Source organism: Vibrio sp. 10N.222.52.B7 (genome assembly GCF_041474275.1).
GTDB lineage: Bacteria > Pseudomonadota > Gammaproteobacteria > Enterobacterales > Vibrionaceae > Vibrio > Vibrio crassostreae_C.
In genome coordinates, this window is sequence record NZ_JBFRTU010000292.1 from 1 (window position 1) to 316 (window position 316).

At 41.8% G+C, this 316-nt stretch carries 1 pseudogene; it reads right to left on the reverse strand.

Annotation, left to right across the window (positions count from 1 at the left end):
• A pseudogene (locus AB4512_RS22885) lies at positions 1 to 185 on the reverse strand (NADP-dependent oxidoreductase); the annotation flags it as partial.
• Positions 186 to 316 lie beyond the last annotated feature (131 nt).

Here is a 316-nt window from a genome sequence, read left to right on the forward strand (position 1 = left end):
ATGAGTGGCATTTCATGTTGACCGCTAGCCTGTAAGAATCCCTCTCTTACCATCCAGTCAACAGGGTTCACCCCCGCGCCTTGTACTTTGATCAGCACTTGATTTGGGGTGATGGTGGGTTTAGCTATATCGCCGAAGGTTAAGTTCTGCGCACTTCCATACTCTTCTAAATACACGGCTTTCATCGTATTTCCTTATAAGTGAGTCATCTGATTTGTTTTTCTACCAGCGGGTTAATCTGCTTGTGGAACTCACTTTGCCTAACTTGTTACTTATCGTCTAATTGATGATTGGTATAATATGCATTGATTAATAT